This window comes from Williamsia sp. DF01-3, assembly GCF_023051145.1.
Taxonomy (GTDB): domain Bacteria; phylum Actinomycetota; class Actinomycetes; order Mycobacteriales; family Mycobacteriaceae; genus Williamsia.
The window spans coordinates 3,767,178-3,788,498 of sequence record NZ_JALKFS010000005.1 but is presented as its reverse complement, the minus strand read 5'-3'; the positions used below and the strand labels follow the sequence as shown (position 1 = coordinate 3,788,498).

General features: G+C 59.5%; 22 protein-coding genes, 1 tRNA gene and 1 pseudogene. 17 read left to right on the top strand and 7 right to left on the bottom strand.

The window, feature by feature from the left end; translation table 11 throughout:
- Nucleotides 1-125: 125 nt before the first annotated feature.
- The 3 genes from MVA47_RS19915 to aceE form a co-directional block, all read right to left on the bottom strand.
- Nucleotides 126-1,034: an ACP S-malonyltransferase gene (locus MVA47_RS19915; RefSeq protein WP_247209505.1), complete on the bottom strand. Its 909-nt coding sequence runs from the start codon at nucleotides 1,032-1,034 to the stop codon at nucleotides 126-128.
- A gap of 169 nt (nucleotides 1,035-1,203) precedes the next feature.
- Nucleotides 1,204-2,496, bottom strand: a complete 1,293-nt coding sequence (locus MVA47_RS19910; protein WP_062799652.1) for a CdaR family transcriptional regulator — start codon at nucleotides 2,494-2,496, stop codon at nucleotides 1,204-1,206.
- Between the two features lie 83 nt (nucleotides 2,497-2,579).
- Entirely contained in the window at nucleotides 2,580-5,351 is a 2,772-nt protein-coding gene (gene aceE, locus MVA47_RS19905) for a pyruvate dehydrogenase (acetyl-transferring), homodimeric type (protein ID WP_247209504.1), read from the bottom strand.
- A 197-nt stretch (nucleotides 5,352-5,548) separates the two neighbouring features.
- Here aceE and MVA47_RS19900 point away from each other — a divergent pair, with 197 nt between their 5' ends.
- The 4 genes from MVA47_RS19900 to MVA47_RS19885 all read left to right on the top strand — a co-directional run bounded on the left by MVA47_RS19900 (nucleotide 5,549) and on the right by MVA47_RS19885 (nucleotide 7,263).
- Entirely contained in the window at nucleotides 5,549-6,082 is a 534-nt protein-coding gene (locus tag MVA47_RS19900; protein ID WP_247209503.1) for a hypothetical protein, read from the top strand.
- 109 nt (nucleotides 6,083-6,191) lie between these two features.
- A complete protein-coding gene (locus tag MVA47_RS19895) occupies nucleotides 6,192-6,614 on the top strand; it encodes a DUF3052 domain-containing protein (protein ID WP_023953889.1) in 423 nt (140 codons plus the stop codon).
- A complete protein-coding gene (locus MVA47_RS19890; RefSeq protein ID WP_247209501.1) occupies nucleotides 6,611-7,093 on the top strand; it encodes a peroxiredoxin in 483 nt (160 codons plus the stop codon). Before MVA47_RS19895 ends, MVA47_RS19890 begins: the two co-directional genes overlap by 4 nt.
- A 95-nt stretch (nucleotides 7,094-7,188) precedes the next feature.
- Nucleotides 7,189-7,263 (top strand) — tRNA-Val (locus MVA47_RS19885).
- Here the strand turns inward: MVA47_RS19885 and MVA47_RS27310 are convergent.
- Together MVA47_RS27310 and MVA47_RS19880 are read right to left on the bottom strand one after the other, a co-directional pair.
- Nucleotides 7,242-7,565 (bottom strand): annotated as a pseudogene (locus MVA47_RS27310) (tyrosine-type recombinase/integrase); the annotation flags it as partial. The gene MVA47_RS19885 and the pseudogene MVA47_RS27310 overlap by 22 nt on opposite strands.
- 652 nt (nucleotides 7,566-8,217) lie before the next feature.
- Nucleotides 8,218-9,039: a hypothetical protein gene (locus MVA47_RS19880; protein ID WP_247209499.1), complete on the bottom strand. Its 822-nt coding sequence runs from the start codon at nucleotides 9,037-9,039 to the stop codon at nucleotides 8,218-8,220.
- 1,409 nt (nucleotides 9,040-10,448) lie between these two features.
- On the opposite strand from MVA47_RS19880, the gene MVA47_RS19875 reads away from it, so the two are divergent.
- Nucleotides 10,449-10,646 (top strand): hypothetical protein, encoded by a 198-nt coding sequence (locus MVA47_RS19875; protein WP_247209498.1) that lies wholly within the window; start codon nucleotides 10,449-10,451, stop codon nucleotides 10,644-10,646.
- 256 nt (nucleotides 10,647-10,902) lie between these two features.
- Entirely contained in the window at nucleotides 10,903-11,325 is a 423-nt protein-coding gene (locus tag MVA47_RS19870) for a hypothetical protein (protein WP_247209495.1), read from the top strand.
- Nucleotides 11,326-11,686: 361 nt separating this feature from the next.
- Here MVA47_RS19870 and MVA47_RS19865 read toward each other — a convergent pair whose 3' ends face one another.
- Nucleotides 11,687-11,824 carry a hypothetical protein gene (locus tag MVA47_RS19865; protein WP_247209494.1) on the bottom strand — a complete coding sequence of 46 codons (138 nt, stop codon included), beginning with the start codon at nucleotides 11,822-11,824 and terminating at the stop codon, nucleotides 11,687-11,689.
- On the opposite strand from MVA47_RS19865, the gene MVA47_RS19860 reads away from it, so the two are divergent.
- The 5 genes from MVA47_RS19860 to MVA47_RS19840 all read left to right on the top strand — a co-directional run bounded on the left by MVA47_RS19860 (nucleotide 11,823) and on the right by MVA47_RS19840 (nucleotide 14,359).
- Nucleotides 11,823-12,038, top strand: coding sequence for a hypothetical protein (locus MVA47_RS19860; protein ID WP_247209493.1), 216 nt, complete (start codon nucleotides 11,823-11,825; stop codon nucleotides 12,036-12,038). The two genes, MVA47_RS19865 and MVA47_RS19860, sit on opposite strands and share 2 nt — an antisense overlap.
- Nucleotides 12,035-12,196 carry a hypothetical protein gene (locus tag MVA47_RS19855; protein WP_247209491.1) on the top strand — a complete coding sequence of 54 codons (162 nt, stop codon included), beginning with the start codon at nucleotides 12,035-12,037 and terminating at the stop codon, nucleotides 12,194-12,196. The genes MVA47_RS19860 and MVA47_RS19855 overlap by 4 nt, the downstream gene beginning before the upstream one ends.
- 104 nt (nucleotides 12,197-12,300) lie before the next feature.
- Complete coding sequence (locus tag MVA47_RS19850; protein ID WP_247209490.1) at nucleotides 12,301-13,239, top strand: nucleoside 2-deoxyribosyltransferase; 939 nt, start codon at nucleotides 12,301-12,303, stop codon at nucleotides 13,237-13,239.
- Between the two features lie 134 nt (nucleotides 13,240-13,373).
- Nucleotides 13,374-13,712, top strand: coding sequence for a hypothetical protein (locus tag MVA47_RS19845; RefSeq protein WP_247209489.1), 339 nt, complete (start codon nucleotides 13,374-13,376; stop codon nucleotides 13,710-13,712).
- 11 nt (nucleotides 13,713-13,723) lie between these two features.
- On the top strand, nucleotides 13,724-14,359 hold the full coding sequence (locus MVA47_RS19840; protein WP_247209488.1) for a hypothetical protein: 636 nt from the start codon (nucleotides 13,724-13,726) through the stop codon (nucleotides 14,357-14,359).
- Between the two features lie 328 nt (nucleotides 14,360-14,687).
- Here the strand turns inward: MVA47_RS19840 and MVA47_RS19835 are convergent.
- Nucleotides 14,688-15,832 (bottom strand): IS3 family transposase gene (locus MVA47_RS19835; protein ID WP_247207003.1). Its coding sequence is split into 2 segments (ribosomal slippage): nucleotides 14,688-15,565 and nucleotides 15,565-15,832, totalling 1,146 coding nucleotides; the frame shifts between segments, so codons are not numbered across the junction.
- Between the two features lie 98 nt (nucleotides 15,833-15,930).
- On the opposite strand from MVA47_RS19835, the gene MVA47_RS19830 reads away from it, so the two are divergent.
- From MVA47_RS19830 to MVA47_RS19810, 6 genes are all read left to right on the top strand, one after another.
- Entirely contained in the window at nucleotides 15,931-16,419 is a 489-nt protein-coding gene (locus MVA47_RS19830) for a hypothetical protein (RefSeq protein ID WP_247209486.1), read from the top strand.
- A gap of 225 nt (nucleotides 16,420-16,644) precedes the next feature.
- A complete protein-coding gene (locus MVA47_RS19825) occupies nucleotides 16,645-17,493 on the top strand; it encodes a hypothetical protein (RefSeq protein ID WP_247209484.1) in 849 nt (282 codons plus the stop codon).
- 126 nt (nucleotides 17,494-17,619) lie between these two features.
- Nucleotides 17,620-17,751 carry a hypothetical protein gene (locus tag MVA47_RS26800; RefSeq protein WP_281504823.1) on the top strand — a complete coding sequence of 44 codons (132 nt, stop codon included), beginning with the start codon at nucleotides 17,620-17,622 and terminating at the stop codon, nucleotides 17,749-17,751.
- An 85-nt stretch (nucleotides 17,752-17,836) separates the two neighbouring features.
- Nucleotides 17,837-18,565 (top strand): hypothetical protein, encoded by a 729-nt coding sequence (locus MVA47_RS19820; RefSeq protein WP_247209483.1) that lies wholly within the window; start codon nucleotides 17,837-17,839, stop codon nucleotides 18,563-18,565.
- Between the two features lie 151 nt (nucleotides 18,566-18,716).
- Nucleotides 18,717-19,910 (top strand): hypothetical protein, encoded by a 1,194-nt coding sequence (locus MVA47_RS19815; RefSeq protein WP_247209481.1) that lies wholly within the window; start codon nucleotides 18,717-18,719, stop codon nucleotides 19,908-19,910.
- Between the two features lie 187 nt (nucleotides 19,911-20,097).
- On the top strand, nucleotides 20,098-21,213 hold the full coding sequence (locus tag MVA47_RS19810) for a hypothetical protein (RefSeq protein ID WP_247209479.1): 1,116 nt from the start codon (nucleotides 20,098-20,100) through the stop codon (nucleotides 21,211-21,213).
- Nucleotides 21,214-21,321: the final 108 nt, after the last annotated feature.

Sequence of the window (21,321 nt, the reverse complement as noted above, 5' to 3'; positions counted from 1 at the left end):
GCTCCCTTCTTCTTCGTATTGCGGGTGTCTTCCGGACGGCGTGCGAACGCCGCGTTGGACTGTGACGACCTACGTGCGTGGTCTGTCACTTTCCGGGGATGGAGACGCGAGGTGCGTCGCCACCGCTATCCAAGATCGGTGAGTCCCTCGAGGTCGTCGGGGGTCTTGAGGGCCCGGGTGGGAGTTCCCTTGAGTTCGCGCTTGGCGATTCCGGTGAGTGTGCCGGCGGGCGGCAACTCGATGAGCGCGGTGGTGGCTTTCTCGCGCATCGTGGCCGAGCACAGGTCCCACCGCACCGGGCTGGTGACCTGGGCGACCAGTTTGTCGAGCGCATCGCGCCCGGAGGTGACGGGCTGGCCGTCGGAATTGGAGAGCAGCGTCCTGTTCGGGTCTTGCGGGACGATGTCCGCGGCAGCTTGGGCCACCGCTTGCTGCGCAGACTCCATGTATTTGGTGTGGAAGGCGCCGGCGACCGCGAGCTTACGGATGCGCGCCTTCTCCGGCGGGTTGGCGATCAACTCGTCGATGGCCGCGACTGTGCCCGCAGCGACGATCTGTCCCGCCGCGTTGCGGTTGGCCGGAACCAGGTCGAGTTCTTCGAGACGGGCCAGGACGGCAGCTTCGTCGCCACCGAGCACCGCAGCCATGGTGGTGGGTTCGAGCGCACATGCTTGTGCCATCGCGGCGCCGCGAACAGCAGCCAGGGCCACGGCCTCATCGGCAGTCAGTACGCCGGCGATGGCGGCTGCGGCCAACTCGCCCACAGAGTGCCCGGCGACGAGAGCGTCGGCCGGCAGGGGAGAGCGTTTGGAGAGTTCGTCGAATGCGAGCAGTGCGGACACCACGACCAGCGGCTGGGTGACGGCGGTATCGGTGATCTCGTCGGCCGTCGCGGTGGTGCCGAGTCGTGCGATGTCGAGCTTCGTCATCTTCGACCAGGTCGAAACCTGGTCGCGGGCGCCGGGCAGCTCGAGCCAAGGGGTGAGCATACCGACGGTCTGGGAACCCTGTCCGGGCGCAAGCAAGGAGAGCACGTGACAAGAGAACACCCTATTGGCGTGTGGTGAGGGTGTCGGACGCGATGAACCTTGAGCAAGGCCTTTGTGGGGTTCCCACAAATGACCACATCAGCGTGCCTGCATCGTCACCACATCGATATGCGTTAGCCAAATGTGAAGTGATGCACAATTGTCACCTTGGTCCTCAGTGTCCTGTTGCCCGTGTGACTGAAGAGAAAACTGTGCGCATGTCGTGTCGAACTCGTGCCAATCTCCCGACAGTTGTGGCAACCCTAAGTACGTACGCATCTCGTGGGTTCATCGGATCGCGGCCAGTTATGTCCGAAATCCGCTTTAGTCGATATCTGACAGTATTTGGATGGACAAAGAGTTCGCGGGCGCAGGACTCCACCGACCCTCCGGAGTCGAGGTAGGCGTCCAACGTGACGGTCAAAGTGTCGCCGCCTTTGGTCAGCGGGGTGATCAGGGAGTCGTTGAGGGTGGTCATGGCGGTCTGATCGCCGAGCAATGCCCGCTCGGGCAGCAGCTCCCAGGAATGCACCGGCCGCGGAGCGCTGGGCCAGCCCGCCACTGCCTCGATACCGGCGAGGGCGTCGATGGCGCTGGTGTGCGCGGCCCCCAGATTGGGTGTTGTCGGGCCGATCACCACCGGGCCCTCGGCGAAAAGATTCAGCAGATCGATGACAAACGGCTCGCTCACGGCCACCGGCCCGCTGACTATGGCAACCAGCAGGCTGCCCTGGACTACGGACAGCGCCGCGCGGTCGTGCTGGCGTGCGGTGTTGTGCACCGCCAGGGGAACCGACACGTTGCGCTCGGGTGGCGGCATGCCCACCAGCACCGTCGCGGTGGCTTCGGTATCCCAATTCAGCGCGGCCGCCCGCGACAACAAGGTGGGTCCGGAGTCGCCGCGCACCACGGCGTCGACGACCAGTGCTTCGAGCCGCGAATCCCACGCACCGCGTGATTCGGCTGCGGATGCGTAGATGGATGCCGCCGCGAACCCGATCTCGCGCCCGTAGCGCAGCACCGATTCGGTGAGTGCACGGAGCTGGGCGTCGTTTCTGGCAAGAAGCGGCAGCCACTTCTCGAAGAACTCCATGGCCACCCGGACCATCTCGACGGTTTGCAGCAAGCTGATCCGCCGCGCCAGATCCTGCGGCACCACCTGGAACGCCTGCACCGTGAACTTCACGTTGCCTTCGGGATCCTGAAGCCACTCGACGAAGTTGACCACTGCGGTCTGCACGACCAGCTGCACACTGGCTCGCTGACCTGCCTCGAGGTCGGCGAAATACGGCAGTTGGTCTTGCATCGAGTGGACGGCCTCGGTGGCCAACCGACCGCTGTATTGCTTCACCCGGCGGAGCAGCGTGTCCGGCAGTGCGTCGTGCACGTTGGCCGGGGCGGGCACATGGGCACCCCTCGGCCCGAAGAGATCGCCGGCGGGTTGCTCGACCGCACGTGACTCGTCCATCTGACCAATCTATGTCAGCGGGACGGTTTCAGGTCGGACGCTGCCTGCAGGCGATCCCCTCGACGGGCGGAGTGGGACTCGGCCTAGGCGCCGGGACCCGGGTCGCTCGTCTGCTTCGGCGCTGCGAGTACGTCGTCGATCTTGTACTTCGCGGCGGCCTCGGCAGCGACCTTGGCCTCGATGTGGCCATCGCGGGCCAGCGCCGACAGCACACCCACCGCGATCGACTCACCGTCGACGTTGAAGAACCGACGCGCGGCCGGCCGGGTGTCGGAGAAACCGAATCCGTCGGTACCGAGGGTGAGGTAGGTACCGGGAACCCAGGCACGGATGAGTTCGGGAACCCCACGCATGAAATCGCTGGCCGCGACGAACGGTCCGGCGGCCTCGGTGAGCGCTTCGGTCACGTACGGCTGCTGGTGCTCACCGTCGGGATCGCGGAGCGACGCCTTCTCGTACTCCACACCATCGCGCGACAGCTCGTTCCACGACGTCACCGAGTACACGTTTGCGCCCACGTTCCATTCCTCGGCCAGCAACTCCTGTGCTTTGAGGGCACTGGGCATGGTGATGCCGGAGACCAGGATGTTCGCCGGGAACTCCTTGCCTTCAGGAGCTTCGGCGTAGCGGTAGATGCCCTTGAGCAGTCCGGCGACGTCGAGGTTGTCGGGCTGCGCCGGCTGGCTGATCGGCTCGTTGTAGATGGTGATGTAGTAGTAGATGTTCTCGGGATCTTCTCCGTACATCCGGCGCAGGCCGTCGGCGATGATGTGCCCGAGCTCGTATCCGAACGCCGGGTCATAGGCCACCACTGCGGGGTTCGACGCCGCGAGCAGCAGCGAATGCCCGTCTGCGTGCTGCAGACCTTCACCCGTGAGTGTGGTGCGACCGGCGGTGGCTCCCAGGACAAATCCTCGTGCCATCTGATCTGCTGCCGCCCACAGTCCATCGCCCGTGCGCTGGAAGCCGAACATCGAATAGAAGATGTACAGCGGGATCATCGGCTCGTCGTGTGTTGCATACGACGTACCGACAGCGGTGAACGATGCCGTGGAACCGGCTTCGTTGATGCCCTCGTGCAGGATCTGCCCGACCGAGCTCTCCTTGTACGCGAGCATCAGCTCGGCGTCGACGGAGGTGTAGAGCTGACCGTTGCGGTTGTAGATCTTGAGCGACGGGAACCACGAGTCCATACCGAAGGTGCGGGCTTCGTCGGGGATGATCGGCACGAGGCGCTTGCCGACTTCCTTGTCGCGCATCAGTTCCTTGAAGATGCGGACGACGGCCATGGTCGTGGCGACCTGCTGCTTGCCCGAACCTTTCGCGGCCAGTTTCAGTGCCGGCGCGGTATCCGGCTTGAGCACCTTGCTCTTGGTGCGCCGAGCGGGGAGGAAACCGCCGAGCGCCTTTCGGCGATCGAGCATGTACTGGATCTCGGGTGCGTCGTTGCCGGGGTGGTAGTACGGCGGCAGGTAAGGATCCTTTTCGAGCTCGGCGTCACTGATCGGGATGCGCGTGCTGTCGCGGAAGTCCTTGAGATCGTCGAGGGTCAGCTTCTTCATCTGGTGCGTGGCATTACGGCCCTCGAAGTGCTTGCCGAGTGTGTAGCCCTTGATGGTGTGCGCCAGGATCACCGTCGGCTGGCCCTTGTGCGCCAGCGCCGAGGCGTAGGCCGCGTGCACTTTCTTGTAGTCGTGGCCGCCGCGCTTGAGGTTCCAGATGTCGGCATCGCTGAGGTCTTTGACGAGTTCCTTGGTTCGCGGGTCGCGACCGAAGAAGTGGTCGCGGACGTAGGCGCCGTCGTTGGCTTTGTACGTCTGGAAGTCGCCATCGGGAGTGCTGTTCATCAGGTTCACGAGGGCGCCGTCGCGGTCCTTGTGGAGGAGTTCGTCCCACTCGCGACCCCAGACGACCTTGATGACGTTCCAGCCGGCGCCGCGGAAGAACGACTCGAGTTCCTGGATGATCTTGCCGTTGCCGCGCACCGGGCCGTCGAGGCGCTGCAGGTTGCAGTTGATGACAAACGTCAGGTTGTCGAGGCCTTCGGTTGCGGCGACGTGCGCCAGGCCGCGTGACTCCGGCTCGTCCATCTCGCCGTCGCCCAGGAATGCCCAGACGTGCTGATCGCTGGTGTCCTTGATGCCGCGGTCGTCCAGGTAGTGGTTGAACCGTGCCTGGTAGATCGCGTTCATCGGCCCCAGACCCATGGAGACGGTCGGGAACTGCCAGAAGTCGGGCATCAGGCGAGGGTGGGGGTATGACGGCAAACCGCCGCCCTCTCCGGCATGGGAGTGCTCCTGGCGGAACCCGTCCATCCGCTTCTCGTCGATGCGACCTTCGAGGTATGCGCGTGCATAGATGCCGGGGGAGGCGTGACCTTGGATGAAGATCTGGTCGCCGCCACCGGCATGGTCCTGCCCACGGAAGAAGTGGTTGAAGCCGACCTCGTACAGCGCGGCCGACGAGGCATAGGTGGAGATGTGGCCGCCGACGCCGACGCCGGGACGCTGTGCGCGGTGCACCATGATTGCGGCATTCCAGCGGATGAAAGCGCGGAAGCGGCGTTCGACTTCTTCGTCACCGGGGAACCAGGGTTCGCTCTCGGTGGGAATGGTGTTGACGTAGTCGGTGGAGGTGAGGGCTGGGATCGAGACCCGCTTCTCCCCGGCGCGCTCGAGCAGGCGAAGCATCAGGTACCGGGCCCGGCCGGGGCCGGCGTTCTCGAGAAGACCGTCGAAGGACTCCAGCCATTCAGTGGTCTCATCCGGGTCGATGTCCGGAAGGTAGGACGCGACTCCCTCTCGGATGACGCGAACCCGCTGCTGGTTCTTCGGTGCTTTCGTGCTGTCAGTCACTACGCTGGTCTTCTCCTCGAGTCGTCCGGCAGGGTGACTGCCAGAAACCAAATGTGGCGCTGGACCCTGGTGAGGTCCTCGGCGTTCTCTCAATCGTGCCGCATGTGATGTTCGTTGGCATCGGAGGACGGCAAACTAGCCGAACCTACATGTGTTGCTCTGGATGTTCGAGCGGTACATGGGGCAGTATCTGCTCTGTGAAGTCCAGGTGGGTGGCCGGCGTTGTGGTGGCCGCGGCGCTTTTCACCGGATGTGCCACCACTGTCGACGGTTCCAGTGGCGTAGACCCCAGCGATGTGCGTGCCTATCAGAGCGACGTGTCGGTCGCGGCGGAGCAATCGAAGATCGCAGAATCGTCGAGGGCCGCCGAGGCTGCGCGCACGCTGACGGTCGGCCTCTGCGCGCAATTCACCACCACCGTGGTGACCATGCTCAACGGCTACAACGAGTTCGTCACCAAACTCAATGACGTGCAGTCCTATTCGCAGATGGGTGACAGCAGTCGGGTGGTGATCGACCAGCTCACCGCCGGTGAGCAGGCAATTACCGCGAAACTGGTGGGCGGCGTCGAGCAGCCCGTGCAGACTCTCGTACGGAATTTCCTCGACCGCAACCGGGAGTTGGTCACCGCGGTGAGGAACGAATATCGGGCCGGCCTCAACGATCCGGCGGACAAGTGGATCGACGCCAGGAACAAGGCTGTGGACGCGTGCGGGAAAGTTGCCGGTTGAAAAAGGTGCCATTCGGCTTGCAACTTGGGGGTTTACCCTGTTCGCTTGAGTCATCGAAGCGGACACAGACAGTGTTCGCCTATTTTTCTACTGACAGGAGGTCGTCGCGTTGGTTGCCGCTTCAGATGGTGATCGCGCCCAGAAGCTGGGAGTGACAGCGGGCATGATCGTGCAGGAGCTGGGGTGGGACGAGGACACCGACGACGACCTGCGTGCCGACATCGAGGATGCCATCGACGCCGAGATGGTGGACGACGACTCCGACGAGGTCGTCGACATGGTGGTGCTGTGGTGGCGGGACGGTGACGGCGATCTGGTCGACGCCCTGATGGATGCCATCACGCCGCTCGCCGACGACGGATTCGTGTGGGTGTTGTCGCCGAAGACCGGAAGCGACGGTTACGTCGACCCCAGTGAGGTCGCCGAAGCCGCGCCGACCGCGGGCCTCACCCAGACCAGTGCCGTAAGTTTCGGTGACTGGCTGGGATCTCGTCTGGTTCAACCGAAGACGCGAGCCGGCAAGAAGGCATGACCGACTCCGCTCATCAGGAGCTCGCGGTGGGAACCGCGGCTCCTGACTTCACGTTGCGTGATCAGAACAATCAGGACATCACCCTCTCCAACTATTTCGGTAAGAAGAACGTGCTGTTGGTGTTCTTCCCGATGGCGTTCACCGGCACCTGTGAAGGTGAGCTGAGCATGGTGCGCGACCGGCTGCCGGACTTCGAGAACGACACCTCGGCGTTCATCGCGGTGTCGGTGGGTACATCGCCCACCCACAAGGTGTGGTCGGCGGCCCAGGGGTATCTCTTCCCGATCCTCGCGGACTTCTGGCCCCACGGCCGCGTCGCTCAGCTGTACGGCGTCTTCAACGAGGACAAGGGCTACGCCAACCGCGGCACCTTCGTCATCGACAAGACCGGACACATCGCATTCTCCGAGCAGATGGCCGCCGGGCAGGTCCGTGACCAGTCGCTTTGGGAGAAAGCCCTGGCCGCGCTAGATTCTTGAAGGTGTCTGACGCCCTCGGGTGTCGGACGGGCGGCGAGTCCATGTTTTCTCTCGCCGTCGCGGCCGGTCGAACTCGCCTTCGGTTCGGTCGCCCCGCGCGTATAGCTCAGCGGTAGAGCTCTGGTCTTACACACCAGCGGTCGGGGGTTCAAATCCCTCTGCGCGCACCAGTTCTGAGGGGTTGTTTCTGCACTTGGACGGCGTTGTCACTGGAGTTCCCATCTCCCAATAACTCTGCGTCAACGTCACGCTGCGTTGTCACGAGACCGGCCAACGTGGTGGCCGCCCTATGAGTGCCTGGAGCTGGTTGTGCATGTAGCGCGCCATCGTGAACGACGGCGGTTGCATGTCCGAGCCTGGCGAAAACGGTCGGGATCGGGACGCCATTAAGGATCATCCGCGTGGCGCAGGTGTGTCGCTCGTCGTGCAGATTGATCACTGGAACCTTCGCTCGCTTGCAGGCGGACTTCCAACGGTCAGTGAAGAAGTCGGGGTAGTACGCCTCCCAAGGGGATCGACGAGGTACTTAGCCGCTGTCTTGATGCTTCGTTCCGGCTTACTCACGCTTACGGCGTTCGGCTCGCACATGGAGGAGCGAGGTGCACACAGGGTCGGAGATCGGGAGCATCCGCTATAAACGCTCGGCCTCCGGCGCACCGATGATGACCTTGCCGTCCGCGATGGACGGGCAGCTAGCGGCGGTTTATGAATATCAAATTGAGTGCGATGAGCGGCGTGGCTACGACGAGCAAGACGATCGCCAGCGCGTACCGGACAGCGTTACCCACGCTTCTCCCGGTCTTGCGCTCGATAATTGCGCGACTCGAATGTGTGCGTTGGCCTTTGACTCGGCCCGTTCATCCTTGGCAGCGAGTTGCTGGCGCTTCGCTCGTCGGTGTAAGCCGATGGTCTACGGAACGCAATCGACGTGTGTTTTTCGAACTGCATCGTAAATATCTCGGGTGCTCTTTGCCTGCAGCCCTAACTTGCTCGGCGGCTTCTCTTTCGAGTTGCTGTGTGGTTTTTATTATTGTGTTCATGTTTCCCCCCTGCGAAAGACTGCGAGCCATTTGGTCTTTCATTGCAAGAGGAATCTTTTCCATATGTGGAAAAGACCTTGAGTTTCAGTCACTACTTTGCATTGCTAGTGCAATGCCTGCGGCGCCGAGAAATGAGCCGGCAAACGTTGTGTAGTAACCCGCAACCGGCAGAAGACCCGGGGCGAAAACGTAGAGGACGATTGAGAGAACCGCGGCAGCGACAAGTGCAATGACACAGGCAAGGAGCCGTTTATCTGAGACCCATGACAGCCGTTCTTTTAGCTTATTGACTACATTGCGACGCTTGTCTTTAAAGATTGGATAGAGTTCCCCGATTTGCTCGGCCGCTTCTTCCTGCACGGCCGTCATATCCTTGGCCATGGCCTCAAGAATTGTGATGTCCTCGTCTGAGGGTTCTGTCGAAAGACCGTCAAGTAGTTGCTCGGCTACAGGCGTGAAGACATCTTCGCGGAACTCTTCGACCACCTCGGTCGGAACTGGCATGGGCTCGACAGCGTTAGTTACCGGTTCGCCCGTAGTGGCGCCATACCGTGTGTTCAGATCGTCCATGAATCGCTTAACCAGTACCGGGTTGGCCGAGTCTGTGAGGTGGAAGAACTTCGATGGATCAGCGGTCTTTGTGTGGGCGGCCAGGAACCGAGACAGGTCAACCGGTTCCGTTGTCTTAGTCAATGCGTCCATGAAGTTGCTCATGTTGATCTGACTGGCCAACTGCTTCGTAGCGCTTGGCCCGGTAACGAGATCGCTAAGGCTCTTCTCGACCGCTGCGCTCAGGTTGATCTTGACTCGACGTGGCACCGGGGAACCTGGAACTAGGTTTGCGCTAGTGTGCTTGACGGCTGGCTCGCTGGACTTGGAGTTCGTGGTTGGTTTGTCTGTTGACACAGGTCTAGCTCCTTCTTGAAGCCGAGAGTGAAAGTTTACCGAGATCGGCAGACAGTCCCTGGCCCGTGACTTGAGTGCGTCCGAGGTCCCAGGGAAGCAGGGAGTAATTCCCTCTATTAATAGACTGAGACACTTTCGGGTGGTCCGCAAGGTTATTCGGTCATGCTGCTGACCTGGTCATTCACCACATCAACCGAGCCAGGATCTGCAGCAGGCACAGGAAAGTCAACGTGACGGTCATAGAAATAGATCCACCGCGCCCCTGGATTGGACCGCTCGAACCCCGCGACCTCCACCGAGTGGGCGACCACGACGACCTGGGAGTGGTTTGGCAAGGTGACGTACACGATCCCCACGAAGGATCGGCAGGAGACGGTGACTCATTGGGTGTCGGCGTTGGTGTTGAAGCGGGTCGAGTAGAGAAATTAATCATTGTTTGGAGGCCTCGCCCACTCGCTGGTGTCGCCCGTCGGGGGCGGAACGACAGGAGGTGAAGGCGGTGGGGGCTGCGGCTGGGGCGGCGCTGCGTCGTCAGGAGGTTCGTTACGTCCAAACCTGCGCCGGATGGGCGGTAGAGCTAACCATGCGATGACAACGCCTGCTATGCCAATTAGTATCCCGCTGATCAGCTGGGTTCGGTTTAGGTATAAGTCGAACTTCGACTGCGATTCCTTTCCACTTTCCTTCTGGGTGACGCTTGTTTCGACTGTGATTTCGGGATTTCTTGGCGTAATTTCCACGCCCGCGCCGTCGAAAATTAGCAGATCTATGGTGACTACCAGGGGCCCTGCCCGCGATGACTTTACAACCCAGGTCCAATTGTTTGCCTGGGACGCGCTGATCGGTTGACGACTCTGCGCTCTGTCAATGACCTGAACATCGAGGTTTGGCGATTTGGCGTGCGCTTCGACAGACGTAGCATCACCGTGTGAGCTGCCCCCGAGCACACGTTCGTCGGGAGCGAAACCGGTGCACGTTTCCACGCTAACTCGGAGATCGATCAGCACTTCTTCGTTCGGTTCTATCGCGGCGTCGTTCGGCGCGCCAACAGCGGCGCATCCGTTGAATGCGAGTCGGAGGGAGCCCATATCGCCGTCAGCCGCTCTGAATGCCAGGACGCTCGTGACTGTTAAGAGTGAAACAAGTAGAAGGATCGTCGCTACAACGCCCAGCACCCGCGTTTCCCTCACTCGTGTCTCCCATCAACAGATCGACAATGAGGTGATCGTAGCCCGGATGTGGGCCTGAGTGCTCGACAAAATCGCCCTGACGTGCATAAATAGTCGCACACAAACGAAGCCCTCGAACCACCATCACTAGTCCGAGAGACAGAAGAGGCCGGCCGAATCGACGAGAATTACCGCCAGGTGTACGTGCTTGGCGAGGTGGGTCGCAACGAAGGCCAGATCATGACCAACTGGATTCACATCGATGCGGTCGCTGAAGACGCTCGGTTCATGCGACGTAGTCTGGACTGGGGCTACACCAACGACCCGACCGCGATCTTCGATGTCTACGAATACAACGGTGGCTACGTCCTGGACGAGGTCTGCTACGAGAAGAGTATGGGGAACGGTCAGATTGCTGACCGATGCCAAAGCTGCTGAAGACGCAGCCGATTGGAAGCCAGCGCCAAGGGTGTCAGCATCACCGCTGACCGCTGACCGCTGACCGCCTCGCAGAGCCAGAAGCTATTGCTCAAGCAGGTCGTCAAGCGATGGCTGAACTCGAGCGCAAGAAAGCGAGCGAGATCGTCGCTGCCAGCATCAAAGCTGGTCAGATCAAGAGCGGCGACAAGGATAAGTGAGTAGGTCAGCTGCTCAAGCCAGCTCCGTCAGCGCAGACTTCCGCAAGGAAACCGAAGTGCTGATCGCAGCGCTTCCGAAGAACGAGATGCTCGGCAAAGAGCTTGGCGACAAGGGCCTGCTGACGGACACGAGCATCATCACGCAGAACACCACACTGTCTGGCAGGAGCCAGTGGAGCGACTACGGCAACTCAAATCTGTTCAAAGACATCAAAACAGCCGTTCTACAAGCTCGAGCTGCCTCATTCAAGGCGCCGAACACCATCACGTTCAGCCAGGACGTGTGGCTCCAGCTTGTCGATCACCCAGACTTCCTCGACCGCATCAAATGGTCGAACCTCGGTGTCGTCACTGAAGCTGACTTCCTCCGCCTGTTCGCGCCATACGGCATCGCCCGCGTGCTCGTCGGTAGGCGATGCGTGACAGCGCCGTCGAAGGTCAGACGGCCGTCGTTGGCTCGGTCTGGGGCAAGAACGTGATCCTTGGCTACACCACACCAACTCCGGGCCTACGCAAAAGTCAACGGTGGCTACACACTCTGTCTGCGCGAAGGCAAGTACATCGACAAGTGGGATGAGAAAGATCCAAAGGGTACGTGGGTTCCGCAACAACGACTACTAAGGCCAGATGCTGTTCGCGAGCGAGCTGTTCTTCCTGATTCGAAATGCAGTGGCGTAGGGGGTAACTCAGATGACAGCACCGAAAAGGATTCAAGAACGCGAAGCTGGTTGGGGCGAAGCTTGACCTGGCCTCCAACATCTCGATCAAAACCGTCACTATGACCGCTGGCCAGACCAGCGGCGCGGCGACAGTCACGAGCGGTTCAACGGTGCTCGGCTGCTACCGGCCGGCAACCAGGACCAGTTCGTCGACAACGTCGCGATCAGCGGGACGACGCTCACCGTCACCCTCGCTGCTGCCGCGACTGCCAACAACGTCTTTAAAGCCACGGTCTTCGAACCGTAAGGAGGTACCCATGACCGAAATGAAACTACTGAGCGCGCTTAGCCACGACGGCGTCCGCTACGAACCGGGCGCGACCTTCGAGGGAGACTCGGAAACAGTTGCGGATCTGATCAGGGCTGGCGTTGCCCGCGATCCGAAGGCCGAAGTCGAGCGAAACGAGATCGCGTCGACTGACGCGGAAGCGAAAGCCGCACGGTTGTCCAGGCAGCGGAACAGCAGCTCGTGAAGTCCAAAGCTGACGCAGAGAAGATCCGCTCAGACGCCAAAGCCGAGGCGAAGAAGACTGTCGACGCTCCCGAAGCTGACGCAGAGAAGATCGTCGAGGCTGCTCAGGACGCCGCCAAGACGGCTCCCGAGACCAAGACGCCACCTGCTGCCAAGTAGTTCGATCGAACACACAGAGCGCACGAGACCGCCTGCATGGGCGGTCTCCTTGGTATATAAGAGGGTTCGGCCGTAACGTGCGGCTCGCTTAGTTGGAGGTTCCTGTGTCGTTCAGTGGTTTGATCGTCCAAATCGTAATTTCCAGCCCATCAGACCTGCCAAACGAACATCGCGAAATCATTGCGCGCACCATGCGCCGTTGGAACACGCTGCACGGACGCATTTACGGTATCCACTTCAGCCCTACCGACTCTGAGGAGGGTGGTGCGCCCGCGTTCGGGGAATACGCTCAGAACGTGGTCAACGAGCAGATCATAGATGATTCAGACATGGTCCTTGCCGTATTTACTGACCGGCTGGGGACAGCGACACCTGGTCATCCGTCTGGCACCGCGGAGGAGATCAACCGGGCATTGGCCCAGGGCAAGGAAGTCGCGGTACTCCAGAACAACTGCCAGCGCTCTCCGGCAAGGGGTGCCGACTCCGCTGAACAGCAGGTGAAACTGAATGAGTACATCGCATCAATCCGACCGAAGGCTTTCCTCGCGAGTTACGATTCCATTGGTCGTTTAGCGGAAATCGTCGAGCAGATTTTGTCGCGACTCGCCAGCAAATATCGACGCGACGCGAACAGCGCGCTTCTCGAAGTCGCCGCATCTACGTCAGCGTCAGCTGATGTCGACGACAGCCCAGAGGCTTCCTACGGGATCTGGCCACGGGTTGAGGTCACGGAAAGCGTCAAAACAGACAGCAAAGGACGAATTAGAACTTCTAAGAACTGGTATTTGGTCTTAGAGAGCACGCTCTGGTACCCGGCACACGACGTCAGCTTCACTTACCTAGATGACAAGGGTGATCCTATGCCGGAGTTCGACCTCTTCGGCGACCGTCATGACAGTATTTCGATATTGGCCCCTGCGGGCACGGCCAGGTATCCGATTGCGCAATCTTTCGGGTCACCACAGTCGGCTCAGTGCCGAGTGGAGTGGACCGATGAGAACGGCGAGCTGAAATCGACGACCGCCACGGTCCGCGCGGTTTGAGGCGTTGACCAGTACCTTTAGCACGGGAGATGTGTTTAATAGAATTAGATGCAGTTCGACGCGCACGCCAACTTACTGATCGGCACGTCCAGATCGCACCGTCTCCGTCAACCACAGGGGACACGCTGACCCTGATGCCCGGTGATGGCAACGGTTTCGAACAAAACAGGCCGATCACGATGCTCGCTCCGACCGTGGACATGCCCACCCGCCACACAGCCGAGATCCGTTACGTAACAGCGGTTGAAGGGGATGACCTCACGCTCAACCGCCACACCGAAGACAGCGTCCCCATGCAAGTCAAACCGGGCTGGCGGGTCATGGCGAGTGCGACGGCTAAGACGTTCAGTAACATCGAACAGGCAATCGGGCTCAAGGCAGACACCGCGGACATCCCCGACGTCGCCGGGAAGGCCGACACCACTACGTCGACGCTCGCATCGCTACCCTCCAGGCAGCCATTGATGAGCTAGCGACTGTCGCTGTGACGGGCGAGTACGCAGATCTTCTGAACAAGCCGAACAATCCGGCTCACTTGGTTTACGACGTCAAACTCGGGGTCACTGTTGACGGGGTCAAGTATCGGGCGAGCGGCGACGGTACAACAGATGACGCTCCAGCTCTGCGCATGATCATGGACTACATCAATGCCAATGATGGTGGGGTCATGCGCTTCTCGCCGGGTACGTACAGGTGCCGCGCACATGTTTGGATTCGGAACTGGGTGACTGGTGACGGTGTTCCCAACGCAGCGCATCTCACCTCCGATGTCGAAGGCTTGCTTGGCATCTTGCGCTCCGACCAGACACATGTGATACCTGACGGTTTCGTCTGTCAGAAGGTTTCCTTCCTCGGGACAGTGACAAGCTTCCGGACAGTTCCAACGTCTGATCGCACCCGAACGCCCGGTCCATTTTACGGCATCAAGATCAACGGCAGCTTCGCTCCAGAAGTGCAAGACGAGTTCGGACTACCAACGTCTGGCCCGTTGATCCGCAGCATCTACCTGAACAACATCAAAGAGAAGAACATGGCGAGCCTTCCGATCACGATCTTCGGTGTGAGTGGCCGCCATGTCACATCGAACTGCGAGTTTGAGTACACGAAGGATGCAGGCTAGGTCTTTAACGAAGAGGTCATCCTTATCGGTAGCGGTCGTACGGATCGAACGACAACGGGTTCTCTCTGAACCGCGGCATCGCAAGGTCGTTTGCGTTGGCAACACGGTAGAAAATGCAGCGCTGTATGGCATTTGGCTACCTGGCTAAAACTCGAGTATTGGGCCGACAGAGTTCACCTGCACCGGTAACACGATCATCGACACGGGACGCGCGTGCCTCAACCTCGACTTCGGTCCTTCGTACGGGATCATCGCCGACAACTACCCCAGCCAGGGGTACTGGCAGGTCCCCGATAGTCGGGCCACGTGGTTGTAGAGCCACGGGTAATTAGTCGATCTCGCATTCCACGGGATGATGCCGGTGGGTGCATTGGGCAGCATACTCGGCCGGTGTTCGGTAGCCGAGCGATGAGTGCCGGTGTCGGTGGTTATGGTCGTCTTTGAAGTCTTCGATGACCACGCGTGCCTCGAGCAGGTTGGTCCAGTGGTTGCGGTTCAGGCATTCCTTCCGTAGGCGATTGTTGAACGATTCGATGTGCCCGTTGTTCCACGGCGTGCCCGGAGGGATGTAAGAGATACCTACCTTCTTGTCGCAGAACTGTTGCAGCGCATGGGAAATGAACTCCGGTCCGTTGTCCATTCGCAGCACTTGCGGCGGCCCACCCCACAGCGCGAACGCTTTGCCCAGCTCGACGACCAACCGGTCGCTCGTGATCGATCGCTCGACGATGTTCAGGACCGACAGTCGGGTGTGTTCGTCGATCATCGACGCGATCTTGACCGCTTTGCCGTCGATGGTGGAATCGAACTGAAAGTCCAGTGCCCACACCACCTTCGGTGCATCTGCGTCCACGAATGGAACCGAGGATTGGCCGGCCCGTTTGCGGGGATGGTGGATGCGGACCTGCAGGCCTTCTTCCTTCCAGAGGCGGTGCACTTTCTTCTTGTTCACCTCACGGTGCTCGTCGAAGCGCAACGCCGCCCAGGCCCGCCGGAACCCGTGCAGCGGGTGTTTGGTGGCGTATGTGCGCAACCAGCCACGCAGTTCGGCGTCCGGGTCGGCTGTGGTTTGCGCGATCGGGGTACGACTGTAGGTAGAGCGGGCAAGCCCAACAGCTTTGCACGCCAACCGCTTCGACACGCCCAGTGTTTCCACGAGCATGTCGACGGCGCGGCGTTTGGCAGCTGGGCTCAGAATTTTCCCTTGGCCACCTCACGCAGCGCGTCCTTCTCGAGCTCGGCGTCGGCGAGCAGACGTTTGAGTCGGCTGTTCTGCTCGCGGAGCTCTTTGAGCTCCTTGGCCGCGTCGGTGTCCATACCGCCGTACTGGCGGCGCCAGTTGAACAGCGTTGCCACCGACACCTCGAGTTCGGCAGCGATCTCCTCAGAGGTCTTTCCGGCCGCCTCCAGCTCGTCGCCCTGGCGCAACTTGCGCACGATCTGCTCCGCGGAGTGCCGTTTCCGTCCAGCCATGATGTTCATCGTCCTTCCAACCCCAGGTCGGGGCAACAAAGACTCTAAAACCTCGTGGACTCATCTACCGGGGACACGCCAGTACCACCGTGGCCCAGTTGGGCACGTCGGTGACATTGGGACAGATGGCATTTCAATCTCAGGTGCGTGGAAACGTCCACGCGACCGGGTTACTGGTGACCAACAACATCATCAAGAATGCTGCACGCAACGGCATCGGCACCAAAGAGCTTGACAATGCCCTCATCTCTCGCAGCCACATCATCAACCCGGGCATGCAGTACCGCGCAAACGGTACAGAGATCCTGGCAACCGACACAGACTCGAACCACGGCATCTCAATGAACACTCCTGGCACGTACAGCAATGTCCGCGTCATGGGGAACAACATGGTTGAGTCGCGATCTACGCCGATCGGCAACCTGCCAATCTACCGTCCGAACACATCTGGCACACAGATGACACGCAACGAAGCGACGGGCGCGTGGCGGGCGAAGAACAACACCCTGACGATCAACGACGCCGTCATGCCAGGTAGTCCGGTAGTGCTACAGGTGGCCGGCGACGACACGTCCGTAGAGGTGTAGTGGAACATGCGGGGGAGCGAAAGTTCGCACTTCGTAATGCTGACGGTAGTGTCTGAACCTCCACAGCACGAGTACATCGAACGCGGCCAAGGCGACCATGCTCATGAGCGCTGGCGCAGATGACACGAACTACATCGGGGCGATTACCGCAAGTAGGAACGGCGACTCAACCAGCTCTACGGTGGCGATCCGACCGTTCAGGAACAATCTGCTGGCCGCACCGTTTTGGGTGAAGGGGATGCCATCAAACAGCAGGGGATTATTGGGTTAGGTGGTGGTCAGGTCAACTGGCGCACAGCTGTCGACAACACGGCCTACACAGCGAACGCCAACCACTACTTGATCGCCTGGACCAATCTCACCGCTGGCAGAACGCTTACCCTCAAGGATGCGTCGACCCTCGACGCCGGGCAGACGTACATCGTTGCTGACGACTCAGGGCTGGCTAGCACGCACAACATCACGATCGCACCGCTGGTTGGAACCATTAAAGGCGCAGCGAATGTGAAGCTCGCTTCAAACTACGGTCAATTGCTCGTGTGGTCTGACTGCACCAACTGGCACTCATCATCTGACCTGTCTGGGAAGGTCGACGTGGTCGCGGGCAAAGGTCTATCGACCAACAACTACACGACGATCGAGCAGACCAAGCTCACAGGCATCGCCGCTGGAGCTACACAAAACGCGACTGACGCTGATCTGCGGGACAGAACGACACATACTGGCAGTCAAGCAATTACGACCGTCACAGGGCTCCAAGCCGCCCTAGATGGAAGACTCTCGAAGTCTCTGTGTGACACAATTGCGGACGCCGTCAACTACACACTGGCACGACGACGGGGAACCCAGTTCGGTACTGCCACCAGTCAGAGAATCGGGTTCTTCAACGCAACGCCAGTAGTACAGTCGACCGCGACTACCGATCTTGGAACAGCTCTAGCAAATGTCGGGCTCCGTGCGAGTGGAAGCGCCTACCCGATCAGCACATCGGGAACCGGAGCTTTCACTGGCGTCCATTCGCTCACGGAAACCAACGTGCGGTCGGGATCGTTCGAAACGCCGCAGTTACCCTGACCACCGTCTCAGCGACGAACAACGAGTGCGACGCTACGACAGCATCTTTCACGTCACGCTGCCCGCCGCGTCTGGCAGCGCGGGCATAATTTCGAGTTCATCAAGACAGACGCAACAGCCAACACAGTGACGATCGACGCCAACGGGTCTGAGACCATCAAGGGCTCACTCACCTACGCCCTGTCTGCCCAGTACAAGTACGTCAAGATCCGAGTCAACGCGGGCGGGACATCGTGGCTCGTCGTTGCTAGCAATTAGTCCGCATCCGGCAAGGAGACGCGGGTGCTGACGGGTTTTCCGGGAGCATAGCGGGTAATGGCGAGGAGCTAGTACGGTCACCCTCATGACGGACACGCCGACGTTGTTCCCCGATGGCGATGTTCCAGGGCGAGACTGGCCGCTGGGCCAGACCCTTCGCTTTGATCCGGTCTACTTGAGGTCGAAGCTTCCTAGTGAGTCGATGTGGCCGGCGGAGCTTGATTCCCTGCCCTGCGGTGCGGGGAAGTATCGGCTCCTCAGCCGGCAGGATGTCTTCAACATCGCCGATCGTGCTGCGGTGGAGGTTGATCCTGCAAGTGCCGCTCAGCTGCATGTCGCGATCGTCGCTTGGGGCGCTGGTGAGAAGGCGCAACGCATCGTTCGGGGTCTGTTTCCGCTCCACGAACCAGGTGCACCAGAAAAGCTGTCGACGGCCTTAAAGCTGGTGCGAGGACAAGGGGCACTCAGTGGCTACCGCGCTCTCTACAAGGGCGGAAGTCTGAAGATCAATCGGCTTGCTGCCGGATTCTTCACCAAGTTCCTCTACTTCGCCGGGTACGACGCAAAACCTGCTGTTGGTCGGCCCCTCATTTACGACAGTCGCGTGGTCAGAGGTTTGAACCGCGTGACCGACGGCGAGTGGCTTGAGGACGGACCTGTCGACATGTACGGCCGGTACATCGACCTCGCCGCTGACTGTGCGCGGGAGCTTAAGACCCCCCGGACGTCATCGAGCGTCGACTGTTCGAACTGGGCGGACAGTTTCGCGAGTCGGTCGATTGAGACCACGATCGCGACGGTGATATTGGTTTGATCGGATTCTACGCCTAGCGCTATCCAGTCTTAGAACGGGTTTCGTTACTAAGCGCCACGAACCGTTAGATTTCTTTGTTCTAAGTGCCAATGCGACATCCAGGTGCAACGATGTTCTCCAACTGCGTCACTCTTAAAATAGGGGAAGCATCATGACAGACGAGCAGCCCGACGAGTCTGATCAGTTTGAGCCGGAAAACCAACCTGATCCTGACATCAATATTGCGGTTACCATGACCAAGGAAGAGCCAGACGGGCCAACCCCACAGGCGTCATTCTTTAACCAGCAAAAGGATTACGCGGAGAAGGTTTCGGAACGCGCCGTTGCAGCGCTAGATGGAGCGCGGGGCAGGGGCGATATCTGGGGGAAGTCCGTCCTCGCACTCGGTACTACATTGGTGACGGGACTAGGCGTTGGTACTTTGGTCACAATATTTCCAATCAAAGATTGGTACGGAGTTGGTGGTGTCGTTGTTGCGATCGTAGCGTTCGCTGTCGCTGTTTGGGGCGTTATTACAGTTGGCAATGCGGTAACTTCGATCGGTGAGCCCATTGTAATGGAAACCGACATGGATACCTCACCCGAGTACGGCGGTCAAGTACAAGTAAAGAAGATATACGATCGCTTTGCCAAGGTTAATGGGGCGACTACGCTGGATGAATATTCGCGAGAGGCTTTGGTTATCGAGCGGATCAGGACGGAGCTAGAGAAGCATGGGGACGACTGGGAGTTTCCTGAGGAGCTCAAACGGACGATAATCAGAAACATCTGGAAAGTTGCGCGTAAGAAGCCAATACCAAGAACAGTGCGAGACCAGTACGACCAGTTGCACGCTGAGGTTACCAATAAAGAAACACGCGACGACGCTTTGAAGCGCGCGGCTGCCATACGTGCAGAGGTTAGGGCAACCATGAACTCTGCGTCGGTTGCCCTGGCACGACATAAAGTCGTTAGCACCATCAAAGAACCCCTGACAATTGTCGCTCTTGCTGCTATTCCGCTCGGACTAGTTGTTGCACTCATGGCGGCCGACTTCGTTAGATCAAACGGTACGGGGCCTAAGGAGCTAATTGAAAGCAACAAAGCTTGCGTTGAGCTAGTAGAGGCGGCGCGGAAGCAAGGCATGGTTGTGAGTGACGGCTGTAAGAAGGTCGAGCTACCGCCGACACAGACACCGCCGTCGAAACCACAGCCAGCCGATCCCGTCCAGGAGGCACGTTCCAAGGCGTTGGCATCGCTCGTTGATCAGTACAACAAGTGCATTACCAATCCAGAATTGACGCCTCCCGACAGGTTGAACTGCGACAACATACTCAACCTGCAGGTCGCTGTCCCAGCCCGCTAGTCTCCGGAACCAGCGAACGGGCGGCTACGTCTAACGGAGGTTGACGAGCTTCCCGAGATCGCACGCCAGGCCATTGTGGCTGCGCTGGACATGGTGCGGTGGGATGTGGAGGTCGCGCAGATACAGTTCAACAGGACCGTCGGTGTCTCCAACTCGCACGACGCCGCTAGCGAATGGGGTAGAGCCGATGGGCTCGGAGAAGTCTCACAAAGAGAGTCAGGCACAGATTGAGTCCGCTGTACTGGACCTCCTCCTCACCCGAACACCTGTCGATCCAGGAATAGTCGAACGTGCAGGCCAGATCATCCTTGGCCTCAGGGGTCTGCTCGATCGCTCTGAACTAATGCCGCGCGATTCGGCGGAACTTGCAATTAAGATCTACGACGTGCTAACAGAGTTTAGCAGCCAGCTGAATTCGGACATCTCTTTCAATAATGTCGATGACGGCGAGTCTTCTGCAATTGTAATTTCGACTTTGAAGTTTATCTACTTGTTTGACTCAGACTCAGTCGCGAAGATTCACGAACGCACTAAAGCTCTGGTTGAGGTGAACTCTGACGCCGACGTGTCGGATGAGTACAAAGGTATTAGGTTAGAGGAATACGTCTCAGAGGTAGTGTCGTGGATGCAGGAGTTATATCCGCCAATCCTGGATAGCCTCCTCGACATAAGGCGAAACTATCGTCAGTACAGCGTCCGCATGGACGAGCCTGTACTGAACCTGATCGTAGAACGACAGATAGCGCGTCTATCTACTCTCGAGAACGTGGCACGCCGGTCAATTGATAACATTCGCACGTCGAGCATTGGCATAGGCACGGAGCGTCAAGCGCAGTCTTTCGCTAGTAGGGGCAAGGCGGAGACTCAGCGGGCGTTCTGGTGGACGATCGCAGTATTCGTCTTTATCGCATTGGGTATACTCTTGCCTGTTATAGCACTGTCAGTTGAGACGGAAGTTTTCAGTTCGGTGTCGGGGTTGACGGGCACCGTCGTTAAAGCCCTTATCGCATTGCCACTCTTCGGCGCAGCCGCATACTGTGGTCGCATTGCCGCTCAGCATCGCGAGTTCGGACGTCACATGAACTTGTTGACTGTGCAGATGGATACGGTTGGCTCCTTCACAGAACAGCTATCAGAGGAAGAGCGATCGGAGATACTCATGCTCTTGGGTCGTCGAATCTTCTCAGCTGTTGTACTAGAAACGAAGGACGACGGCAAAGTAAGCGTGGTTCCGCAGGAGCTGGTCCCGATCTTGGACAAAGCTATGGACATCGCTAAGGATGCTACGGCGAAGAGAAGTTGACGGAATCAACGAATGGATGGCGGCCGTTAACCCAGGTGGGCGAGCCTCTGAGATCGCGCCGAGCCATCGCCGCTGGGCTCGATATAGTGCGGCGGACGAGGAGTCCGG